The sequence below is a fragment of the Blautia sp. AF17-9LB genome, from assembly GCF_003479185.1.
GTDB lineage: Bacteria > Bacillota > Clostridia > Lachnospirales > Lachnospiraceae > Fusicatenibacter > Fusicatenibacter saccharivorans.
In genome coordinates, this window is record NZ_QUGU01000005.1 from 99,533 (window position 1) to 121,088 (window position 21,556).

General features: G+C 41.7%; 21 protein-coding genes. 3 read left to right on the forward strand and 18 right to left on the reverse strand.

Annotation, left to right across the window (positions count from 1 at the left end):
- Position 1 precedes the first annotated feature (1 nt).
- Entirely contained in the window at positions 2 to 904 is a 903-nt protein-coding gene (locus DWX00_RS07065; RefSeq protein ID WP_055228413.1) for an AraC family transcriptional regulator, read from the reverse strand.
- Positions 905 to 1,193: 289 nt separating this feature from the next.
- Here DWX00_RS07065 and DWX00_RS07070 point away from each other — a divergent pair, with 289 nt between their 5' ends.
- Positions 1,194 to 1,448, forward strand: a complete 255-nt coding sequence (locus tag DWX00_RS07070; RefSeq protein ID WP_118594913.1) for a heavy-metal-associated domain-containing protein — start codon at positions 1,194 to 1,196, stop codon at positions 1,446 to 1,448.
- A 122-nt stretch (positions 1,449 to 1,570) separates the two neighbouring features.
- On the opposite strand, the gene DWX00_RS07075 is transcribed toward DWX00_RS07070, so the two are convergent.
- The 4 genes from DWX00_RS07075 to DWX00_RS07090 form a co-directional block, all read right to left on the reverse strand.
- Positions 1,571 to 2,509 carry a hypothetical protein gene (locus DWX00_RS07075; protein WP_118594914.1) on the reverse strand — a complete coding sequence of 313 codons (939 nt, stop codon included), beginning with the start codon at positions 2,507 to 2,509 and terminating at the stop codon, positions 1,571 to 1,573.
- A 229-nt stretch (positions 2,510 to 2,738) separates the two neighbouring features.
- Positions 2,739 to 3,197: a low molecular weight protein-tyrosine-phosphatase gene (locus DWX00_RS07080; protein ID WP_118594915.1), complete on the reverse strand. Its 459-nt coding sequence runs from the start codon at positions 3,195 to 3,197 to the stop codon at positions 2,739 to 2,741.
- Between the two features lie 71 nt (positions 3,198 to 3,268).
- On the reverse strand, positions 3,269 to 4,027 hold the full coding sequence (locus DWX00_RS07085) for a hypothetical protein (protein WP_118594916.1): 759 nt from the start codon (positions 4,025 to 4,027) through the stop codon (positions 3,269 to 3,271).
- Positions 4,027 to 5,121, reverse strand: coding sequence for an MBL fold metallo-hydrolase (locus DWX00_RS07090; RefSeq protein ID WP_158578774.1), 1,095 nt, complete (start codon positions 5,119 to 5,121; stop codon positions 4,027 to 4,029). Before DWX00_RS07090 ends, DWX00_RS07085 begins: the two co-directional genes overlap by 1 nt.
- A 294-nt stretch (positions 5,122 to 5,415) precedes the next feature.
- On the opposite strand from DWX00_RS07090, the gene DWX00_RS07095 reads away from it, so the two are divergent.
- Positions 5,416 to 6,741 (forward strand): AAA family ATPase, encoded by a 1,326-nt coding sequence (locus DWX00_RS07095; RefSeq protein WP_118594918.1) that lies wholly within the window; start codon positions 5,416 to 5,418, stop codon positions 6,739 to 6,741.
- A gap of 177 nt (positions 6,742 to 6,918) precedes the next feature.
- Here the strand turns inward: DWX00_RS07095 and DWX00_RS07100 are convergent, their stop codons facing one another.
- From DWX00_RS07100 to DWX00_RS07125, 6 genes are all read right to left on the reverse strand, one after another.
- Complete coding sequence (locus tag DWX00_RS07100) at positions 6,919 to 7,905, reverse strand: Abi family protein (RefSeq protein WP_243037980.1); 987 nt, start codon at positions 7,903 to 7,905, stop codon at positions 6,919 to 6,921.
- A gap of 119 nt (positions 7,906 to 8,024) precedes the next feature.
- Complete coding sequence (locus tag DWX00_RS07105; RefSeq protein ID WP_118594962.1) at positions 8,025 to 8,393, reverse strand: TnpV protein; 369 nt, start codon at positions 8,391 to 8,393, stop codon at positions 8,025 to 8,027.
- Between the two features lie 187 nt (positions 8,394 to 8,580).
- Complete coding sequence (locus DWX00_RS07110) at positions 8,581 to 9,045, reverse strand: 8-oxo-dGTP diphosphatase (RefSeq protein WP_243037981.1); 465 nt, start codon at positions 9,043 to 9,045, stop codon at positions 8,581 to 8,583.
- Between the two features lie 20 nt (positions 9,046 to 9,065).
- Positions 9,066 to 11,099 (reverse strand): hypothetical protein, encoded by a 2,034-nt coding sequence (locus DWX00_RS07115; protein WP_118594919.1) that lies wholly within the window; start codon positions 11,097 to 11,099, stop codon positions 9,066 to 9,068.
- Positions 11,100 to 11,501: 402 nt separating this feature from the next.
- Complete coding sequence (locus DWX00_RS07120) at positions 11,502 to 12,035, reverse strand: AbgT family transporter (protein WP_330416926.1); 534 nt, start codon at positions 12,033 to 12,035, stop codon at positions 11,502 to 11,504.
- A gap of 47 nt (positions 12,036 to 12,082) precedes the next feature.
- On the reverse strand, positions 12,083 to 13,801 hold the full coding sequence (locus DWX00_RS07125; RefSeq protein WP_118594920.1) for a glycoside hydrolase family 2 protein: 1,719 nt from the start codon (positions 13,799 to 13,801) through the stop codon (positions 12,083 to 12,085).
- A gap of 146 nt (positions 13,802 to 13,947) precedes the next feature.
- Here DWX00_RS07125 and DWX00_RS07130 point away from each other — a divergent pair, with 146 nt between their 5' ends.
- Positions 13,948 to 14,790: an AraC family transcriptional regulator gene (locus tag DWX00_RS07130; protein ID WP_158578776.1), complete on the forward strand. Its 843-nt coding sequence runs from the start codon at positions 13,948 to 13,950 to the stop codon at positions 14,788 to 14,790.
- Positions 14,791 to 15,206: 416 nt separating this feature from the next.
- Here the strand turns inward: DWX00_RS07130 and cytX are convergent, their stop codons facing one another.
- The 7 genes from cytX to DWX00_RS07170 form a co-directional block, all read right to left on the reverse strand.
- A complete protein-coding gene (gene cytX, locus DWX00_RS07140) occupies positions 15,207 to 16,367 on the reverse strand; it encodes a putative hydroxymethylpyrimidine transporter CytX (protein WP_022462800.1) in 1,161 nt (386 codons plus the stop codon).
- A gap of 115 nt (positions 16,368 to 16,482) precedes the next feature.
- Positions 16,483 to 16,833 (reverse strand): arsenate reductase family protein, encoded by a 351-nt coding sequence (locus DWX00_RS07145; protein ID WP_022462799.1) that lies wholly within the window; start codon positions 16,831 to 16,833, stop codon positions 16,483 to 16,485.
- 214 nt (positions 16,834 to 17,047) lie between these two features.
- Entirely contained in the window at positions 17,048 to 17,911 is an 864-nt protein-coding gene (locus tag DWX00_RS07150) for a serine hydrolase domain-containing protein (RefSeq protein WP_055228665.1), read from the reverse strand.
- Between the two features lie 78 nt (positions 17,912 to 17,989).
- Complete coding sequence (locus DWX00_RS07155) at positions 17,990 to 18,691, reverse strand: hypothetical protein (RefSeq protein WP_055268300.1); 702 nt, start codon at positions 18,689 to 18,691, stop codon at positions 17,990 to 17,992.
- Between the two features lie 25 nt (positions 18,692 to 18,716).
- Positions 18,717 to 19,058, reverse strand: a complete 342-nt coding sequence (locus DWX00_RS07160; RefSeq protein WP_055222169.1) for an arsenate reductase family protein — start codon at positions 19,056 to 19,058, stop codon at positions 18,717 to 18,719.
- A gap of 261 nt (positions 19,059 to 19,319) precedes the next feature.
- Positions 19,320 to 19,742 carry a hypothetical protein gene (locus DWX00_RS07165; RefSeq protein ID WP_118594923.1) on the reverse strand — a complete coding sequence of 141 codons (423 nt, stop codon included), beginning with the start codon at positions 19,740 to 19,742 and terminating at the stop codon, positions 19,320 to 19,322.
- Complete coding sequence (locus tag DWX00_RS07170) at positions 19,742 to 21,076, reverse strand: AAA family ATPase (RefSeq protein ID WP_118594924.1); 1,335 nt, start codon at positions 21,074 to 21,076, stop codon at positions 19,742 to 19,744. Before DWX00_RS07170 ends, DWX00_RS07165 begins: the two co-directional genes overlap by 1 nt.
- Positions 21,077 to 21,556: the final 480 nt, after the last annotated feature.

Genomic DNA, 21,556 nt, shown 5'->3' on the forward strand with positions numbered 1-21,556 from the left:
CTTATATCGCAGTACGGTTTTCTGCGGATAAACTGCGGAACTGCCCCGGCGTCTGGTGCATGCGTTCCTGGAAGACGCGGTTAAAATAGCTGATATTTCGGAATCCGCAGTCGCTCGCAATCTTGCTGATCGCCTCCTCGGTGGAAAGCAGCAGCCGGCAGCTCTCGGCAATCCGCAGGTTATTGACATACGTCACGGCGGAAATATGCATAATCGACTTAAAGAAGCGGCAGAAAGCGCTCTCACTCATATGAAACTGGCTCGCCAGTTCCGCGATTTCGAGATCCTCACAGAAATGAGCATTCATGTATGTGAGGATCTCTTTCATTCTGCTGACACGGTAATTCGTCGAGGCATCCGTTTTTCCGCCGTTCTTTTCTGCCGCACTGTAATATCCCTGCCAGATTTTCAGAAGTTCCGCTTTTAACAGCAGCTCCCAGCCCGGTTCTTTTCTTTCCTGCAGATTTCGGATCTCCTGCATGGCCTGTGCCGTTTTTTCTGCAAGGCGTGTCCCCCGCTCTGTCTTGGATGGAAAACGGATCTCGGAGGACAGCACTGGTTCGATATACTGCTGCTGGATCCGGTCAAGCGATGTGCCGGACAGAAAACGCGGCTGGAATACAACGGCAAGAAACGTAAATTCCTGTCCGTCGATTCCCTCTACCTCATGCAGACGGTTTGCATTGACAAAGGCGGTCTCCCCTTCCCGCAGGAGAAAGGTCTCGGTATCCATATGAAAAACAGCTTCGCCCTTTACTGCATAAAAGAGCTCCACTTCCTCATGCCAGTGGCAGTACACCCGCACGGTACTCTGCAGGTCTGTCTCGAAAACGTGAATGCTCAGCGGAAAAAGCTCATCACCGTGGGGCTGTGTTTCTTTTCGGTAATTCATCTGTGAGAGCATATTTTTGTCTCCTCTCTTGTTTTGCTCTGCTGTCCCAATTGTAACACGAACTTTGCGATTCCGGCAAGTTTCCATGTTCTGCCGGCGAATCGCCCTTCCATGACCGTATTTTTCCTTCTTAAATGATAATAATTATCATATTTTATCAGCTTATTGACATTTCTTTTCATCCGCGCTATATTTTAGATACCCCGATAGGGTATGTGATTTCAAATTTTTCATCAAACTCCAGGAATACAGTCCGGCACGCTTTCGTTTCGCTGTATTCCCGGAAGAAAGCAGGTATTGTATGATTAAAACAGTCTTAAAAATTGATGGTATGATGTGCGGCATGTGCGAATCCCATATGAATGATGTAGTCCGCAAGAGCTGCTCTCCAAAGAAAGTAAACTCTTCTGCAAAAAGCGGCGAGACCGTTGTCATCAGCGAAGCGCCGCTCGATATTCCGTATCTGAAACAGCAGATCAAGGACATCGGATATGAGCTGGTTTCGTATACGAGTGAGCCGTATGAGAAAAAGGGATTTTTCCATTTCGGACGATAAGCGGATTTCATGCCTTTCCTTTTGCAGTTTGTGCGTCGGAAAAAAGCACCGTTTCAGAAGTTTATTTTCTTTTGGAAATCTGCCTCTGAAACGGTGTTTTCTATTTTTTATCTATGATTTGATCAGCCGCAGCAGCATCCGCAGGACGGCGGCGTTTCTTTCTCCTCTTTTTTCGGAGATTCTGCGCCCAGATCGTACCAGGTCGGGTCGATGTCGAATCTGCGGTTGTTTCCAAGATAGATCGGATGGGTCGGGTCTGAGGACAGGTAGGCGCGCTCGGTCGAAACCTTCCACTGTGCATCCCAGTCAATCTTCGGAAGTGCCAGATCGTAGTGTGTGCTGGCGCGGAAGCCGTCTTCCTCTCCCTCAATTCTTCCCTTGGCGTCTGCCGGCGGCACGGCAAAATCTGCAAAGAAGGTGTTCACACCGTCGAAATGGCCTTCGTTGCTTCTGGAGAAGGAACTGCGGTATACCGCGTTGTTGATATTATCGAAGAGCCAGAGATTCATCTTGTCAATCTCTTCCCGCAGCTCCACCGGATACAGCTCCGGCGCACCTTTTTTGTGCCATGGGCGGAAGTTGACCTCGAAATAAGTGGTCAGCCAGTTGTAATCGTTGTTGACTACCTTTCCCGTCGTTGTGTCGATCAGCGCCGGAACGGTCGTTCTTCCCTGGTAATCATCATCAGCACGGTAATACGCCTCAGAGAGGAACTGATCGCCGAGCACCGGGTCGATGTTGTTTTCATTGTAAACGTATTCCCAGCCAAGGTTTTTCTCATACGGGGCATGTTCTACCATATTGACGGAAATCTGATCTTCCAGGCCCTCCAGCTCTCTTACGATCGCCGCGCGGTTGGACCAGTGGCACAGCTTTGCCCAGACGAGACGGTATCTCTTATTACCTTCTGCCTTCAGATCGTTTTCACCGTCGCCGAACGGAGTCGTGAAGTGATTCGGCTGTCTGCGGAAATAGCCGTTTTTGTCGATCTCCGATACGGTTTCTTTTGGTCTTACGCGGATTTTTCTTCCATTTACAATCTCATAATCATAATTCGCCATTGATTTTCTGCCTCTCTTTCGCGTGTTCTATCGAATGAATTTTCAAATAGGAAAGCTTTTGTTTCCCTATTATTTCGCTATGTTTTCTATGCAGTTATCATACCATATCTGTCTGGTTACGTCTAATTGCTAATTCTTTAGAGCGGCTATAGAATTTTCTTATATTAAAAGGCCAGTGCCGCATTCTCTGCAAATGGGCACTGGCCTTGTTTTCGGCGCTTTTTGTTTTTCAGATTTTTCCTTCCCGGCGCAGATACACCAGAAAGCCGTTGCATCCCTCCACGACATCGCGGTACGTCGCCTCAAAATCTCCCGTATACCACGGATCCGCAATATCGCGGCCGGAACCGGCGAAGGAAAGAAATTTGTAAACCTTTCCATCCGGATCATTCTTCAGCATCCGGTTCAGATTGCGGATATTCGCGGTATCCATGCCGATGATGTAGTCGGCGCGCTCGTAATCCTTCCATGTAATCTGCTTCGCGTGATGCGGCACGAGCGGAATGTGCTCCTCGCGCAGTTTATTGACTGTCCCGTAGTGCGGCGGATTGCCGATCTCCTCGCGGCTGGTGGCGAAGCTGTCAATTTCAAAATTGTGGGTAAGGCCGAGGGAATTTACTTTGTGGGTGAATACGCTCTCAGCAAGAGTCGAGCGGCAAATATTGCCGTGGCATAAAATATAGGGTATGTTAAAACATAACTCTTCAACATACCCTACCTTATATAAACCATTGTTTTGTTCAAATTTGTTTTAACTATCTATTTTTCTATCGTAATTTCTTCTTGAGAGAGATTTTCGATTATCTCAAGAAGCGTTTTTGCATAATCAAATGCATTTCTTTTTACCGTCTTTTTTGTCACTATTGAGCAAAAAAGACAAATCCATATTAATAATCCCACTAAAATAATATACTTCGGAAATGGAACGATAAGCATTTCCTTCAAGCTAAAGGAATCTATGACTACAAATTCTCTAAGTAACAGAATAGCATATGACACAGTTGCCAAAACTTTACATCCATATAAATTTCTCCAGAAATTGTATTTTTTTAATTCTTGATACACTCTTGGGAATTTATCTCTATTTGAATTAGCATAAGTACGTAAAAATGTCATCGCACTAATATACTTTTTATCAGATGTTGAATCTGCCATTTCTTCTGTTAAAGACACGGGTAACGAAACACCCACCAAATTATTATTAAACCATTGATGATATTTCACTTTAGAAATACCATCAATTTTATTATCAGAAAAACGCAGAATTATCGTTGTTGGCATTCCACCTAATTCCTCAAACATCTTTCCTTCGTAATTTTTTCCCCATTCACGAGCAATATAGGAGGAGAATGCAATAAATATTATTGCTAATGCAAAGGATGTACTTTCCTCTGACCAACTGTTAGCTACTATTCCGTTATATACTGCTATAATTAGCAGCGGTAAGCCAGCTGTCATAGCTGGCATTACTCTTGCCGCAAAAACAAAATCATCAAAATATTTTTTTACTGATTCCATCAATCTTCCCACTCCTCTACCTTCTGTTCGAACTCAAGTGGTTTTATAGCGGTCCATCCCGGTCTGTCCGGCATATTTCTGTGATGGTGAATTATATTACCTTTTGTTTTATATACACTCACACCTCTTCTTGTAAATGCATTAACTACCATTTGAAGCGGGTGATCCGAACCACTTGCAACAGAAACAAATGCAGTTTTTCCAGTGGTTTCGCCTTCTTCCACAACATCTCCAATCAGACGATTAAGGATGGACGGACTAACATTGTGGCGGCCTCCATGATGAGGCACTTGTATAAAGCCTACATTATCTTTAATCTCTTTTCCGATGTTTTCGGAATATGTAATGCTTTTATCCAAAGCACGGATTCCAGCATCACCTGTCAATAAGAAATTATCATCCATTTCTCCATAGATAACAACGCTCATTTCATTTTCCGGGGTAGTAGACACGTTCTCACGTAATTTTTCACTACTCCATGTTTCGATAAGATTCTTCACATATTGAAAAGCATTCTTTAAAAATCTGGAAAACGCATTGTCTGCACTTTCATTTATTAAAGGTGTTTTACTTGATTCAACCAGCAACTCAAGGTAAAACTCCTTACTTGGAGATAATATTCTTAACTTACCATCAATAACAGTTCCTTGAAACGCTTCATAAATTGGAATCCCTTTGTCTTGTGCAATTTCTTCCAGGTCATTGATATATGGATATTCATCTCTCAAACGTCTAATAAGGCTGTCTTTTGTAATGCGACCATCCTTTACTTTATCCCAAATATCATCTACATATAACCACGGACGATTCATGTACAATGCTTGGACCTCAAATTTGTCCAATATATTTTTCAAACCAGAAGTATGGTCAGAATCTGAATGAGAACAGATGACATAATCGATAACCTTTTCATCATCTTTATCAAAATAATACTGATTTAGATGCTGTTCCAATTTTTCTCCGTGGGCTTGCAACCCACCATCGTACACGGCAATTTTATAATTGCCAAATAAATCTTTCCAACGTAAGGCGATGGCATCAGCATCTTTTTTACACTCATCGCCCACACCAACAAAATCAATTTCGTAAGCCATTTTGCCTTCTTTCTGCAAATGAACATGACTTCTCTGGCCATTACGAATCATGTCATTTGCTTGTCTTATAGTAATCAGTTACGTTCCCGGGATTGTTAGCAAACATCGCCGCCGAGTGCCAACAATCTTATACTATCATAATACCTTGCATTTTTCAAATGTTTTTGTTATATTTTCGTAATTTTTACGAGTATATATACAAAATGTTCTTTACTTTATTTATTTTTTGTGTTATAGTACATTTGTGAAATTATATTTTTACTTATTTACTATTTAGAAAACGGAGAAACTGAAATGTTTGAATATGTTAAACTCAAAAATTACAAATCTTTCGGTGATGTAGAATTCAATTTATTAGACAAAAATGGAGCGCCAAAAAAACTACTATTAATTTACGGAAAAAATGGTGTTGGAAAATCCAATTTAGCTTCCGCTTTTTTTATGCTATCGGAAACTCTTCGCACTATGGATGTTCGTGATATTATGCAATCCATATTATCTGATCCAGACAATCTTAAAGATGAAGATTTTTCTCGTTACTTAAAAATGAGATATAAAGACATCGAAACATTGATTCAAGAAAACAAAATGGTGGGAAGCGAAGAACCCATGTATCTTGAATTTGGTTTTCAATTACACGGAAAAAGTGGGCGTTATATTTTAGAAACTAACGACTCTCAAATCATACACGAACGATTGGAATACACTCTTACAAGAAATCGTGGTGCTTATTTTGATATCACACCAGACAAAGCCACAATCAGTCCTAAAATTTTTCTGGAAAATACAGCCTATCAAGAAATCAAAAAAGCTTGTAGCAAATATTGGGGGAAACATTCTTTATTAGCAATATTGATGCACGAATCTGATGACAAAGCTGATATGTATATAAAGGAGCAAATCAGTGACCATTTCGATTCGGTTCTCGAATTTTTCTCTCGTACTTCATGTAAAGTAAAATTCGGCAGCCGCCAAGAACGAGGTATTATCGGACTTCCCCCTGAAATATTCGGTCACTATGATGAGGGAAATATTCGCCTTGATAAAGAAAATCTTTTAAATCGAACTGAAAGCATGTTAAATACCTTTTTCCAAAACACCTATACCGATATTCAAAAAGTGTATTACAAAAGAGTCTATAAAGAAAATCGTATTAATTACAGATTGATGGTTACCAAATATATTGAAGGCATGGAACGAGATATCGAATTTTCTTTAGAATCCACAGGAACACAATCTCTTCTTCAGCTATTACCATTTATGCTCGTAGTTGTAAAAGGATCCGTTGCCATCATTGACGAATTTGACACAGCCCTCCATGATATTCTGGTCGAAAGCTTAGTTTCTGCTCTAAACAAAGACTCCGAAGGACAACTTATCCTTACAACTCATAATACCCTGTTAATGGAATCAGATATTCCTAAAGAAAGCATTTATGTCATTGATGAAACCGAAAATGGAAACAAAGAAATACAATGCATTACACATTACGATAGCAAAATCCATAAAAACACTAACCTTAGAAATCAGTATATCCATGGAAACTACCATGGCATTCCTGTTAGAGCCTCTATCGACTTCAATTCTTTATTAGAAACATTAGAAAATGATTCAAACTAATTTTAAAGAGCTGGATTCCTCAAACACTGGGAGCCAGCTCTTGTTTATACTCAGATCAATTCCATCAAAATAAAAATGGCGAAGTGCTTATCGTAACACTTCGCCGAAAGCCTAACCGGTTTGAGCAAAAAAAGCTTGGTTAGGTCTGCTTTACTATTTTATGCAGTTCTGCTACATTTATACGATTAAATGTGCTTTCCAATCCGTTGGAAGATTCATTGCTGTAAGACTGACTACACCAATATTATTTTGAATCAGCTTATCAAAAGTATCTACAAATACTGTCCACTCTTCATCTGAAGATCTCAGATATTTCATTGCCAGTAAGATTTGATACAATCCATTATGTGCTGGCGGAGGTGTAACTTTATCTACATCGAGAATTTCTGGTGTAGTATGTATGGTTCGATTGTAAATTCTGGAATTATGAGCACACATATTACGCAATACCGAAACGCCTTGTATCCATGAAGCAAGCATTTTCTGTGATGGATTTACCAAATTCCCTTTTTTCGATTTATACTGGTAATTAGTGGCCAATATAGAATACGAACTTCCAGTACCTGTTTTCAAATTCTTAATTATCTTCGATAGCGTACCAAATGAAAGAACTTCAACAGCTGCCCACACAGGCACCTCTCCATCATGATTGTCAAAATTATGTTTGATAAACACATCATTAGAACGAGCAATTTCTGACGCTACAGTAGACATATTCTGCCAATACAGTTTTTTCTCTTTAAAAATCGATGAATCCTGCAAAACAAGTGGCTCTCCGTGTATTAGTAACGCTTCCACCAATCGTACTCTCAAAGCCACTTCAATCTTGGAAATCATTGAAAAAATCAAAGCAGATAATTCCTGATCAAATTGATACAACTTTAAAATATCTTCAAACTTTGTTCCTGGAACATACTTCTTTGTAGCATTATCATATAAGTGGAACGAGTATCCACGCAAACGATAAAATCCAACGGACTTTAATGACTTTTCTACGTCCGCACGAGAAGTAATTACCATTCCTGCATCAATATATGATTGTACCTGCTGTGCTATTGTTAAAATTTGTTTTGGATATTGATACATAAAACACCCCATAAATGAAAAAGTCCCACCGGGTTGCGCATGAAAAATCAGAGGCGTGGTGGGTTCTGTTACTATCATTATACAACTTTTATTGTGGCTGTCAAGATTCCTTTTCGAAAAAAGAATACAAGCTCCCACTATTTCTTGCAGTACATACCTGTTACACTTCGTGTAATAGGTATGTACTGCATTGTCAATTATCTATAAATCAATTCGTTCAACACAATTTCCTCTGCACGATTATGGATACTGCCCATTCTCTGAATCCATTCCCACTGATTACTTTCTTTCATTTTCTCAGTTACAGACTCAGCTTTTTGCATCTGACTGATAATGACCTGTAATCTGTCCTGTGCCTGCTCATTTATATCTGCAAGGTAAGTCCAGAACTGGCAACTCAGCACCAAATCATTAAACAACATCGGTTTATTCTCTCTTAAATATTTTCGGTGCATTCGCCCATACTTTCCAATAGGCCGTTCTTCCTCTGGGAATTTTAAATCCGGTATGTAATAATCCCCAACCAGTACATAATCAATTCCGTTTTTCGTAATTCTTTCCTTCATCATATTTGACCTCTTTCACAACATATTTATCATAGCTTGACTTCATCTGTCGTAAAAGTGTCGTAAATTCAGGTCGGATTTTGAAAAAATCCTTGATTTTCAAAGGTTTTCAGCACTATTTTCGTCACCTGCCGTGGCAAACGAAATACACAGTTATCATACTCCTAAAATTCCTTTCTTTTGCACATTATCCCAGAAGATTTGTTCTGTCCGGTCTTACATCATCTTCATCCCGGAAGAAAAACTCGCTGTAATCGTCCGTGTCAAAAATCTCCAGCAGTTCTCTCATATTCCAGATCAGATTGGCAGTCGGAACATCTTTCCGGTCGATCCAGAAGACGCGGCCTTCTTCGGATGATTTTAATTCTCCTTCGAATTGATCTGTTTTGTACAGCAGAACAAGATATCTCGTGCCGTCCTTCTCGATCCAGTCCTTTACGCCGCACAGCTTTGGATTCTTTATGGTCAGCCCTGTCTCTTCTTTCATTTCACGAATGACCGAATCCTGCAGCGATTCATTTTTCTCTACATGGCCGCCTGGAAAAACCAGGCCGCCCGGATAAGATGTGCCGCACTTTTCCTCCACCAGAATTCGTGTTTCATCGCAGATGAGGCACATGCTTGTCAATTCTACTTGTGATTTACGATTCAAAATGATTTCCTTCCTTGTTCTTATCTTGTTTTTTCTTCGCTCTGATTTATCTTTTTACAATTTCTTGCATAAAATTGAAACTTATTTGCCACTTCATTTAAAGATCCGACTGCATAATATCCATCTTTATTTTTTCCAACACAGCCAATTAACGGCGATTCTAAAAAACGGAGGATATCTTCGATCTCATCCAGCCCGGGGGTTATCGAGAATCTTTCATCGTCTCTTACCGTTCTGTAAATTTCACGGGACGTAAGAACTCCTTCTGTCACTTCGTCCTGGCTTTCACTCACAAGACATCCCATGATCGCATCAACCAGCTGCCCATATCGTTCTGTCTGGTTTCTTGCCTCATCCAAAACACTCAGATCGACAATACCCGTCTGTTCAAAGATTTTTTTATAATTTTCACCTGTAAGTGGAATTTCTGCCTGATTCCGAATCATCTGTTCCATGATATCCACATCAAGAAGTGCTACTTTATGTTCCCGGCATCGGTTAAACAGCCGTTCTCCCCGGAAGGAACAGCCGACAATCGCTGAATAATCCGCATGATGGAGCTTCCGGTGTTCTTTCAAGGTATCAAAATCAATCATTTCTTCTGTAACATTTCCGGACTGCGTAGATTTCGCATCCACAGCAACCACATAAGACAGCTTCGGCGCCGTCCTTGCTTGAATCAACACATCCGTCTTTCCTGATCCGCCAAGCCATGCCGCCTGAAACCCAAGATACACAAAAGCGGATTTGATTGCTTTTTCAAAACGATCCGGATTTGCGGAATCCCTGCTGGATAATCTCAGCTCTGTAATCACACTTTCGCAGAGGTCTTTTTGCAGTTCCGCACCGCTTTCTGTCTTTCTTTCCTCGTCCTTTTGAACCGCATTCACAACCGTAACAGAAAACTCATCCAGTAATTTTTCCCCTCTTGCCGTCACCCCGTATTTATCGTTATCCACATAATACACCAGCTTTGCTGACGACAGCAGAATCAATCGCTTTCTAATCTCATCAATACTTTCTCTTTCAAATCCGTACGACACTTTTGCAATAATAGAGAGTGTTTTCGCGTTTTTCGGTTCTTTGCGCAATTCAGCCAGCAGTTCATAAACAAATAAATATCTGGCATTCAAACACGCAATCAAATCGACTGGTGATTGTTTCTCCATCCATTTTCTTCCGAGCTCAGATGTCATGTACATTGTTCTGCTGACCCGGTCAATAAATCCGATTTTTTCCAAAAAGGATAGAAACATATTGGAAGAAGAAACGGCTATCTGATAATTTGTCTGGGAATATTCCCGAATATGCTCAATCGAAACAGCCTGGTTCATCAATTGGAGATATGTACTAATCGTTGTACAGGCATCCATCATTTTTCCCGGCATATAGCCGATTGCCATCCTCTTTTGTTCTAACGGAACCGCCTCCAGCATTCTGGCCCACTCTTCCATGGGTAATGCATCTTCCTGTATAGTTTCATCCTGTTCTTCCTCAAGATCGGAAGGCAACACAATATCAATCTGCCTGAGAAATTCTTCTCCTTTTTCCGTCAGATGGTATTCCAGTTTGTATTCTTCAAAATAAACCATCTCCACATCTCGGAACCATTTGATTCTATTATGAATCTCGGAATATGTTTTCCAGCTTAGATGGTAGCTCTCTGCAATCTTTAAAAGCTGCTGTGATGTTTTCGGCAAATTCAGGGAGAACAGAATTTCTCCCATAAATACAATCGATGAGCAAAGCACTGCCGTAGAAAAGAAACTGTCCCGCTTCTTTAAAACAGTTTCTCCCAGCTCCGTTAAAGACCACCTCTGTTTTTCTTTGTTGACTAGACCGATTGGCCGAATCCATTCGCACATACGTCCCAATGTGGCAGTGCTGTCGCTTCCTTTGATTTCAGGAACCGTATTTGGCGATTGTCCCTCCTTTACCATTTGTAAAATCGTATACAATGTTTTTTCCAGACCATCGTCCCCACCGGGTAATTTCGGCATACTAAATGCTTTTTGCTTCCATTCTCTGTTAACTGGATATTCCTCATTTCTCATTCGTTTTCCTCCGTTATTTGTGCAACTGATACAAACCGGTTTATGGATACCTTTTCATATCCTTCCCTTAATCTGGTTTCTGTTTTTCAAACACGCTCTCGAAACTTCATACCGCAAAATCTTAGATATATGATAACACATACCCAGATTATTTTGACAAATATTTTTTAATTCTTCCATTTCATATTATTTCTGTATTCTTTTGTACTTTTTTTCAATTTTATAAAAAAACAGATTGCTCTCACGCCTTCTGGCCAGTCCCCGTAACCATATATTTTCTGGTTTCAGGGGCTACCGATTCTCTCTGCGTAAAAGCAACCTGTTTTTATTTTCTTTCTGTTTCAGATGCATCATTTCCTACAGACCTCAATGCATCTCTTTTTCTTCTATTAGAAGTTCTCTTTAGAATCCAATTCCAACCGCAATCAGAATCGTGATAATCGCGCCGATCATCGGAATGCCAAGGAATTTCCACATAAATTTAATCCAACTGGACCATTCGATTTTCGCGATGGCCAGAGAACCGATCAGACAGCCGGAGGTTGGAACGATTAAGTTCGTGAAAGCATCTCCAAGCTGGAATGCCAGAACAGATGTCTGACGAGAAACACCCAAAAGATCTGCCAGCGGAGCCATAATCGGCATCGTAATTGCAGCCTGGCCGGAGCCGGATACAACAAAGAAGTTGAAAACAGACTGGAAGAGATACATAATAACCGCTGCGGCTGCACCGGAAAGACCGGAAAGCGCGTTGGAGATTCCGTACATAATGGTATTAATCACCGTCGGTGTCGTCGGATCGGAGCCTCCAAGCACCTGCATGATGCCCTGCGCCATGGCAACAACGAGTGCTGCACCAATCAGGTCTTTCGCACCGTTTTTAAAAGAAACAGCAATATCATTCACTTTCATATCATTTAAGTATAAGAGGGTCAGACCCCAATGTCTCTCACACGCTTTCTTTTATACTCTGCGGGATGCTTTTAATCCTCGATTGCTGCCTTACGGGCATTGATTGCCTTTATCACATCCATATCAAACTTGGGTTTACGTTCATAGGTATACAGACCGTTTAATTCCTGCTCCACATCATACAGCTGAGTATAGCAGAAGGCAAACATATGGGGATTGTCCAAAAGGGCATCGGTCAGTCCCTTATATCGGTTCAGGAATTCCTCCTTGGTAGCAGGACCTGCACCATAGCCCCAGCCATCCTTTTCAACACCTTCCTCGTCCCACTTGATACCGCCATACTCACTGATGAAGGTAGGGATACCCTTTACAGGTGTCTGCCTGTAGCCATGATTATCTTCCAAATCACCTCCCTGTTTAAAGGACTCGTAGGTTGCTGCAAACTTTGCCGGATCCTGCTCATAATTGTGTAAGTCATAGATGTCCGTCACCACATGATAATTTCCGCTGGTATCAATGCAGGGTCTGGTGGTGTCATACAGCTTTGTCATCTTATACACATTGGCCAGTAAGCTGTCATCCTGCCTTCTTCCCTCATAATCCCATGTCTCATTAAATGGACACCATCCGATGATGGCGGGATGGTTGAAGTCTCTCTCCAAGGCTTCCATCCACTCAGGCAGGAAATATTTTAATGCTGCGGGATCGCTGTAATCCAGTCCCCAACAGCCCTGCTCGCCCCATACCAGATAGCCTGCTTTATCGCAGTGATACAAGAACAGAGGCTCAAATACCTTCTGATGGAGTCTTGCGCCGTTGAAGCCTGCAGCCATGGACAGTTCCACATCCTTGACAAGCGCTTCCTCTGTAGGCGCTGTGTAAATGCCATCCGGATAGAAGCCCTGATCCAGCACCAGTCTTTGGAACACGCTCTTATCGTTGATGAGGAATTTCTCTCCATCCAGTCTTACCTCACGCATACCAAAGTAGCTTTCTACCTTATCTTCTCCATAGGTTAATGTAAGGTCATACAGTCTGCCATGACCCGGCTCCCACTTTTCCAGACGGGACAAAGGAAGTGTCATGGTAACGGTGCCGCCCTCTGACTTTGCGCTTACGCTGCCACAGGGCTCTCCCCCATAAAAGGCCTTTGCTTCCAGTGTGCCCTGCCCCTTTACTACCGCCTTAATTCCCAGAGTTGCCTCTGCCAGGTTTGGATAATATTGCACTTTTTCAATGTAGCTTTCCGGTACCCACTCAAGCCATACCGTCTGCCAGATACCTGTCGTTCTGGTATAATCACAGCCTCTGGAGTAGAAGAAATGACTCTGCTTTCCCTTGGGCTGCTTTCCGCCTCTCACATCATCTGCTGCAAAAAGCGTAATGTCATTTTCTCCTTCCTTTACAAGCTTTGTAATATTAAACGTAAAGGAAACATAACCGCCCTGGTGTCTGCCTGCCTCTACTCCATTGATCCATACTCTTGCATCATAGTCCACTGCGCCGAAGTGTAAGAGAAGATCTCCCTTCAGCTCCTCCCCTGTCAATGTGATGGTACGGTGATACCATACGCCGGGGATAAAGTCCTTATAGCCGATTCCGCTCAGATCACTTTCCGGGCAGAAGGGCACCAGGATCTTCTTCTCCCAATCTGTCTTTCCTTCCTGCCATTTCTGATCTATGCCGCTGCATCCAAAGTCAAAGGAAAAATCCCATTCTCCATTCAGGTTTTTCCAATGCTCCCTCTTCATCTGGGGCTGGGGATGCTCCGGTCTGGGTATTTGTGTCATAATTTTGTCCTCCTGTGATCATTTATTTGGGTTGATTTCATTTTTATTTTATATGGTGAAAGCCATAGTTGACAGGCTTGCTCCTTTTTACTACAATGCTGTTATTACATTATTGCAATTTGCTTTCAAAAAATGGAGGAACCACCATGCCTCAGGAAATTACACGTACACAGATTGAAAAATACACGGTCTACACCGGCCCTACCGCGGAAAGCTTTTCTCCCATCATGGCCGGTATCACTTACCCGGATCCTGCCTATGAGATCCTGGTTTATCGCAGACCCCTGTGTGTGTTTGAATACGTTTTAAGCGGCCGTGGACATATCGAGCGAAACGGCAGTATCCTCACTGTAAATGCCGGAGATGCCTATATCCTTACTGCAGGCACCTACCACCACTACTATTCAGACAAAGTTGATCCCTGGACCAAGATCTGGTTCAATGTCAGCGGCAGTCTGGTACAGCATCTTCTCTCCGATTACGGCTTAGACGGTGTCACCCTGATCCCCCGCTTCCATAACGAAACACCTCTGACCCGGATCCTTGATGCCTTTACCGCCGACCCTGTACACTCTGCTGACAAGCTGGCTGTACTGCTCCATCAATATATTCAGGAGCTGGCGGATTTTCTGGCAAACAAAGTTCCCATCAATCCTACTGCACTGGCGATCCGCAATTATATCGATATGCACTTAACAGAAAGTCTGTCCTTGGATCATCTGGCAGATACCGTTTCCCTGTCCCGCTCCAGGCTCATCCACCTGTTCCAGGAGGTATATCATGTTGCTCCCTACCAGTATTACCTGTCCCAGAAGTGCAAGCTGGCCCAGTCCATGCTAAGCCGCACCACTCTTCCTGTTTCTGCCATCTCCACACAGCTTGGGTTCTTAGACCCTCACCACTTTTCTTACTTTTTCAAGAAACAGTGCGGTCTGTCCCCGGCTTCTTACAGAAAACTCCACACAGCGCCTGGGAATTTTCCCACCTAAATATTATTCTTTCTAAAAATGGAACCAAGGCAACGAAACTACTTTTTTAAGTACTTTCATTGCCTTGGATTATAGTGCATTTTCTTTCTGTTTACGATACAAAATACAGCTAAAAAGGTATGAATTATTGCTACTACATATTCGGTTTACGTTTACCATTTGGGCTTCGATTTGATTTGCAATCTCACCCACCTAATCGCCTGATCAAGTTTCTGTTCATAGGCTCAAGAACTTTGCTACACCACTTCCTCCATCCATACCGTTACTGATACCGACTTGTGATTCGCTACACTTGGCGGTAAATACCCGTGACTGGACTTGCACCAGCAAGATTAGTGCCATGCTCGGCACACAAAATGACTGCCCCGCCTGCTCAAATGCAGGCAGAACAGTCATCTGATATTTTTATTCACTTTTTATGAAACAAATTTTCCAACGATCAGGCAGATTACAATCGTAATCACCATATCCGGCAGAGTGTTTCCCAGCGGCATGTCGATGTTCATCAGAATTCGGTATACCACAAATCCAATCACCCAGATGATCAGATTCGGAATATGTACGGCCAGGCTGCTCTTGTCCCGTTTCAGCAGGAAAAAGTCGGCAATCTGGATTGCGATCATCGGTGCAAAGACCGAGCCGATCAGATAGAGGAAATCTGTGATGTTATCCATCGGATATACAATCGCTGCGATGGTTCCAATGACGGTGACAACGATGGCCACATGCTTTCCATTCCATTTGCTTACGACGGTCTCGCTGGAAATTCCTGCGGAGTAGGCATCCAGAAATGTCGTTGTTACTGTTGAAAATACAATAATCAGAAGGCCCGCAATGCCAAGGCCTGCCTTCAGCATGATCTGCGCGATGTCATATTCTCCGGTGATGATCGCTGCTCCCATTCCAATCACATACATCCAGCAGCTGACGATTCCATAGACAACCGCGCTGATGGCCGTTGCTTTGACCGGTTCTTTTGCTTCTCTTGTGTAATCGCTGATCAGCGGCAGCCAGGATAACGGCATCGCAACCGCAAGTTCTACTGCTGCACCGAATGTCATACTGTCATCCGATGGTGCTCCTGCTCCGCCTCCGGCAAAGATGACCTTGCTCAGGATCAGGCTAAGCAGAAATAATGCTGCCATGGCAACCGTGTTGATTTTACCAAGATTCGTGATTCCGATCACAATCCAGAGAATAATCAGGACTCCGATCACAAGGCACCAGATCCATCTGCCCGTATGCATTACGCCGTCTGCGGCGAGCGCTCCGTCATAGATCATGATGGCGGTCCAGCCAACGAGCTGCAATACATTCAGGACAGCAAAAAGGATGCTTCCCTTCTGTCCAAAACTCATTTTTACGGTTTCCATGGCACTTTTTCTGACCCTTCCGCCGATCACGCCCGCCAGAAACAGCATCAGGCATCCGATGATATGGCCGATAAGAATCGCTGCCAGACCTTTTCCCATGCCGAGCGGTGCAAGGTATGTTCCGGTCAGGATTTCGGCAATCGAGACACCTGCCCCAAACCAGATCAGGCCATTCTCGAACAGGCCGGTACGTTTTTCGTTCATTTTCATGTTCCTCTCTTTGCTTAAATTTTCATACCGGAAACCATTTTAGCACAGAAGGGAAAATGCGGCAATGAATTTACTCTATCCGTTCATCTGACTCCCAATCTTTCTCCAATCATCCCAGCTTTTCAGACCATTCTGCTTCCTTAAAGCCGATCAGCACGGTATCACCATCGATCAGCAGCGGGCGTTTCACCAGCATACCATTCGTGGCAAGAAGCTGCAGCTGTTCCTCTTCGCTCATGGCAGGAAGTTTGTCCTTCAGTTTCATTTCTTTATAAAGAAGGCCGCTGGTATTAAAGAACTTTTTAAGTGGAAAGCCGCTCTTAGAATACCATTCCTTTAACTCACCGCAGGTTGGATTCACATCCACGATGTTGCGCTCGGTATATTCTATTTTCTGTGCATCTAACCATTTTTTCGCTTTCTGGCAGGTTGAGCATTTTGGGTAACATATAAATAACATTTCTCCATCTCCAATCAAATATAATTTATCCATAATCCTGTATCTTTTGCCGGAATCATTTCAGCACAGGAACGGAGGATCGGCAATTATTTTCCTTCTTCCAAGATCAATTCCAGCACCTTCATCAGCTTCGGAATCCAGCCCATCTATCTTATATAGACGAGCTGTTTGAGCTCTTTTGGTCTTTCCTTTTTCACAATTATGCAATAATAATCTATAACTTTGCACATACCAAATCATACAAAGCACTCATAAGTTCTTCCCCGTTCCGGCATTCTGCGACCATCGAAATAACCGCATTCTTGTCCGGAAGGATCATAGAAATCTGAGAATATTTTCCATCCGCCCGGTAGGAATTGTATTCTCCTCTCCAGAAAAGATAACCATAATTGTCTGTATCGGATGCTGCTGTACTTTCTTCTATCCATTTTTCGGATAAAATCTGTTTTCCATTCCATTTTCCCTTATTCAGGTAAAACAATCCGAATTTATGAAGTTCAGAAAGTGTAAGGAACAATCCACCTGCGCCAAAACTGTTTCCAAGAGGATCTGTCTCCCATGTCGGCCGCTTGATTCCAAGATGTTTAAAAAGCCTTGGTGTAAGATAAGAGACCAGATCGCATCCGGAACGTCTCTGTACAAGAATGCCTGCCAGGTAGGGACCAACATTATTATATACAAAATGTGTACCTGGCTTATATTGAAACGGAATCGCCAAAGACATTTTTACCCAGTCATCCTCCTGGTATAATGGCCGCTGTTCTCCCATAAGGCTGCCCTGTTCCTGTCCTAAACACATCGTAAGCAGGTCTCGAACCGTTGCCATTTTCAGATTATCATCGATCACATCGGGTAAATCTTCGGGAAAGGCATCCGTCAGTTTTTCATCTAAAGACAGTAATCCTTCCTGGACAGCAAAACCAACTGCACAGGATGTGAAGCTCTTCGTTGCAGAATAGATATTTCTACGGCATTCGGGTTCGCTGTACCATTCATTTATGAGGTCGCCATCTTTTGTGACCTTTATTCCAAGAACGTGAAAGGTTTTTGCAGCTCCTATAAAATCAGATATGTCCATAGCTAGGTTCCTCCTTTATTTTTACTATAATAATTTGTAGTATCTTTGCCATGTTGTCTTTCTGAAATTTTTATAAACCTATGTATATTTCCTCCTCATCAACCACTTCTGATCAATACATTTCACCTCACCATTAAACCGAATATGAAGATGCACCCCGCCTGATCTCAGATTAATCTTTTCTACGATTCCATCTCCGAATTTCGGATGTGTGACATTGTCTCCAATTTTATATTGAACAACTTCATCCTTCTGCTTCTGTGCTTTCTGCTGGCGCTGATACGTATCTCGAATCGGCACTGTCTTATCATGAATCCGGCTTTTTAATACTTTATCATAGTTATGATCCAACAGCGCCTCTCCTGCCTTATAATAAGGTGTCGGTGCTGCACCTATAAGAGAACAACAATATTTCCACGCACTTCCATGTGTTCCAGCCTGCCATTTATACTTCTCAGGTATCCGCATATTGTACTGCATGTAATGCGCATATTCATGCTTGAATAAATCGATACGGTCCTCTTTTGACAACGGATTGTTGACTCCATACGCAACAAAGAGCAGGGAAAAATGAAAATGTTCCTTTTCATGAGCACTCTGCCTTGTATAGGATCCCAGAGAATCGGTCTCAAATCCAAATGTTACCGGTATTTTTGCTCCATTCAAATGAAATTTCCGGTCCAGTTCCTGATATAAATTCTGAATTAATGCTGTCAAAATTGGGATTTCTTTCTGCAGCCGCTGGCGTAAAAACTGGTTTTCTTGATCATAATAAGTCATTCTTTCATGTTTCCTCCCAGCTTTTCTATTGCCACTTCTTCCATATCTCCGGCTGATAACCGAGCGTAGAAAGTTTTCCATTTCTGACCACTGGTGTCTTAATTACAGATGGATTTTCCATCACTTTCTGAAGCTTATCCTCATCAGCAATGTATTTAATCAAAGCTAATAAATCCTTGTCTTTGCCATCCCAATTAATCATATTTTCCAGTCCACCATTTGCCTGAGCTACAGAATTAAATTCTCCTTTGCTCATGCCTTTTTCCTTCATATCTACAAACTGATACTTGATGCCGCGCTCTTTGAAAAAACGCTCGGCTTTCTTTGTGTCGTTGCATTTCTTAGTTCCGAATATTTGTATGTTCATTGTAATGTTCCCTTCTAGCTCCAAAATTATATTTAATTCTTCGGATTATCCCTTTCGCAATAAAGCACTATAACAACTGTGTCATTAATCCTCAATAACCAGTACCTTCTCACCCTATCACATTTCCGAGATAATCACACCTTCACTTAAAGCGACTTGATTCCATACTTTACAGATCAGTTCATACTTATTTCAACTCACGTCTTTATGGAATACGACTGTAAGAAGATCCAACTTTACAAATTTCTTTTTTTCTATTTTCTAGATTTTCTCTTCAATATATCCCGTTTTCTGTAGTAACCGACTCTTCCATCGTATCTGATATTTCCTATACGCACTGGAATGTATTTCCTGTGTTTTACATTTATTCGCAACAATTCGGTATTGCAATTGATATTCCACTAGCTGAGACCGCAAAGCATTTTCCGTTGCCTCTAGTTGACTGGCAGCCTTCACAAGATCCGATCCTTTTAATTCAATCAAATATGCTGTCTTGGAGGTTTCGTTCATAAGAAGATAATCACATCTATCACCTGTCTTAATTACTTTTCCGTCTATCTGATAATGTGTTACTTCCGAATTTGAAACATTATTTGCTTTATGATATTGTGGATTCCCTTTATCTCGAGAAACAATCTGTTTCGCATTTTTGCCACATAAAGATATAAATCCGTTTAACGGCATTAGAACACCACACTTTCTTCATTGGTAGTCTGTAGTTCCAGCAATCGTTCAAAATCTTCATTAATTACTTTAGAGATTTCGTCAATTTTTTCATTTTGAATCATATGAATATCTGCATCCATACAATTTTCAATTGTTCCATTTTTTACAAACCAAGAATCAAATGCATTATAATCCAGCCATAAAGATTCCCGAATAATTTTGTTTGCTTCTTTTCTCGCCTGTGGCGAAATCGTTTTTGCATATAATAAATTATTTAACGTTCCCAATACATACGGGCTATGTGTTGTCAGTACAATCGAATGTCCGCAGTTATTGACTAATGCAATCAATTCCGTAATATATTTCTGTGATTCCGGAAACAAATGTGACTCCGGCTCTTCAATAATAAATAGAATTTCTTTTTGTTGAACTAAGTAGTAAAACAATAGATTCAAAATCCAGACACATTCCTGCTGCCCCGAAGACGAAAAGTTTATCTTTACATATTTCCCATCCTCTAAAACAATCTGTTCTTCTCCATTGCTATAACGGTAAGTTCCACGCAGTATTTTCTGAGTTAAATCCAGTGCCTGCACCACAAGTCGCGGTGACAATCCAGAACGCCCCGATGAATAAGCTAAGCCCTGTAGCCCCTCTGAAAATTCTGGTTTTAATCGAAGTATCCTCTCCAGGTAATCTTTTGTGCAGGTATCCAAAGATCTTTTCTGCATATCATCCATTGTGGCATAAATATAACTCAATTGCTGAGAAAGCAGCGTAATCATACTGCGTCCTGCCGGAATATAGACGACAGAACAAGAATCCTCAAAAATCTCATATAAATTCTTTTTAAAAATCCTCAGATCCTCTTCAGAGATTCCCAATGGTGTTACAGAAAGTGTATGGTTATTTGCTTTCAAAAAACGAATCAGTTCATTACTCATCGTGATCCAAATGTAGTTTGGTGTAGAATATCTGCTATCATTTTCCAAAGAAATCTTAACATAGCATGTCTTAGTAAAATGATATTCCATGTACATGTCGTTTGGCATGCCCCATGATGATCCAAAGGTTCTTAAAAATTTTTCACGCAAATAATTTTCAAGAGCTTTTCTCAAAGTAATTCCATGTTCTATACTAAGAGTACTTTTCGCTCCATATACAGGTGTCGCATCCAATGCCTGCGATTTTGCAAGCTCGATGATATCATCTTTAATTGTTCTAAAATAATAAATTGCTTTGGCAATTGTACTCTTTCCAGATGCCTGAAAACCCGTAAAGTTCATAAATTGGGAACACTCCAGTTCACAGGTCTCAACAGGACCGAGTTTGTTGATAATTAATTTTGGCAATGTATGTTACTCCTTGTCTCATTTATAATAGTTATTGGTTTAATTGAGTTGTCAAGAGTGTGCAGTATTTTTTTGGGAGTGCTATAGAATCAGCTTTACTGCATCAATCAATTCCTCGCCGAATCCTTCAAGCTCATCCATTGTGATAACTCCATCTCCAACCAAATATGCAATGTCCTAAATTGCCGTGGATTTCCGAATTTCAATCAGAACTCCCGGATTTTTCTTATCCTGCCTGATGCGCTTCTCAAGTGTCCAGAAATGATCTGATGCATTTCCTGTGCTCGCGGGGTCAGGTACCTGTTGCAGATTGTAGTGTTCCCCTCTGGAGTCAAAATGGTATTTACTTCTTTTATTTTTTTCACTAGTCATCAAATCCCATAAGATCAATTCCAAGGGACACGCGGCCTCTTTATACATTTTCTTTCTCTTCTATTTCCTGCGCTGTTGGTTGTGTAAATACTCTCTTAAACATAGTTC

Bases quoted from the DNA above. Each gene is read 5' to 3' on its own strand.
- DWX00_RS07065 (WP_055228413.1), bottom strand. From the start codon at position 904: ATGCTCTCACAGATGAATTACCGAAAAGAAACACAGCCCCACGGTGAT.
- DWX00_RS07070 (WP_118594913.1), top strand. From the start codon at position 1,194: ATGATTAAAACAGTCTTAAAAATTGATGGTATGATGTGCGGCATGTGC.
- DWX00_RS07075 (WP_118594914.1), bottom strand. From the start codon at position 2,509: ATGGCGAATTATGATTATGAGATTGTAAATGGAAGAAAAATCCGCGTA.
- DWX00_RS07085 (WP_118594916.1), bottom strand. From the start codon at position 4,027: ATGGAATCAGTAAAAAAATATTTTGATGATTTTGTTTTTGCGGCAAGA.
- DWX00_RS07090 (WP_158578774.1), bottom strand. From the start codon at position 5,121: ATGGCTTACGAAATTGATTTTGTTGGTGTGGGCGATGAGTGTAAAAAA.
- DWX00_RS07095 (WP_118594918.1), top strand. From the start codon at position 5,416: ATGTTTGAATATGTTAAACTCAAAAATTACAAATCTTTCGGTGATGTA.
- DWX00_RS07100 (WP_243037980.1), bottom strand. From the start codon at position 7,905: ATGATAGTAACAGAACCCACCACGCCTCTGATTTTTCATGCGCAACCC.
- DWX00_RS07105 (WP_118594962.1), bottom strand. From the start codon at position 8,393: ATGAAGGAAAGAATTACGAAAAACGGAATTGATTATGTACTGGTTGGG.
- DWX00_RS07115 (WP_118594919.1), bottom strand. From the start codon at position 11,099: ATGAGAAATGAGGAATATCCAGTTAACAGAGAATGGAAGCAAAAAGCA.
- DWX00_RS07125 (WP_118594920.1), bottom strand. From the start codon at position 13,801: ATGACACAAATACCCAGACCGGAGCATCCCCAGCCCCAGATGAAGAGG.
- DWX00_RS07130 (WP_158578776.1), top strand. From the start codon at position 13,948: ATGCCTCAGGAAATTACACGTACACAGATTGAAAAATACACGGTCTAC.
- cytX (WP_022462800.1), bottom strand. From the start codon at position 16,367: ATGAACGAAAAACGTACCGGCCTGTTCGAGAATGGCCTGATCTGGTTT.
- DWX00_RS07145 (WP_022462799.1), bottom strand. From the start codon at position 16,833: ATGTTATTTATATGTTACCCAAAATGCTCAACCTGCCAGAAAGCGAAA.
- DWX00_RS07150 (WP_055228665.1), bottom strand. From the start codon at position 17,911: ATGGACATATCTGATTTTATAGGAGCTGCAAAAACCTTTCACGTTCTT.
- DWX00_RS07155 (WP_055268300.1), bottom strand. From the start codon at position 18,691: ATGACTTATTATGATCAAGAAAACCAGTTTTTACGCCAGCGGCTGCAG.
- DWX00_RS07160 (WP_055222169.1), bottom strand. From the start codon at position 19,058: ATGAACATACAAATATTCGGAACTAAGAAATGCAACGACACAAAGAAA.
- DWX00_RS07165 (WP_118594923.1), bottom strand. From the start codon at position 19,742: ATGCCGTTAAACGGATTTATATCTTTATGTGGCAAAAATGCGAAACAG.